This is a genomic window from Pseudomonas sp. P5_B2, assembly GCF_056400445.1.
On record NZ_JBFULH010001479.1, the window covers coordinates 1 to 552 of the forward strand.

A 552-nucleotide genomic window follows, 5' to 3' on the forward strand; every position below is an offset into this window, starting at 1 on the left:
GCACCGCATTGGCCTGCGAGCAAGCCGTGCACATTGAACACGATGAACACTTCCTGAAAGCCAACCGCTTCATGACCGGTTCCGCCGCGCCGATTTTCGATGCCGAGCGCAAAGTCATCGCGGTGCTGGATGTGTCCAGCGACAGCTACCTGCCGCCGTCGCACACCTTGGGCATGGTCAAGATGATGAGCCAGACCGTGGAAAACCGGCTGATTCTCAACCTGTTCCATGGCCAGCATTTCCAACTGACCTTCAACACCGGGCTGAACAACCTCGACAGCCAATGGGCCGGGCTGTTGATCTTCGATGAAACCGGCCAGGTGCTGTCCGCCAATCGCCGGGCCGACAATCTATTGGGCATCAGCCTGTCGCGGGTCAGCATCGAAAGCCTGTTCAAGGTCTCGCTGCTGGAATTGCTGAACCAGCCCGACGGCCTGCCGTTCGCACTGCAAGCCTCGGGGCGCAACCGCTTCCAGTGCCTGTTGAGGCGACCGAAACAAGTGCCGATTCAGCCGAGAGTGTTCACAGAGCCAGTCGTGGCTGCACCCGAAG

General features: G+C 59.8%; 1 pseudogene. It reads left to right on the plus strand.

Annotated features, from left to right (window positions below):
• Window positions 1-552: pseudogene (locus AC1DRJ_RS31935) on the plus strand (sigma-54-dependent Fis family transcriptional regulator); the annotation flags it as partial.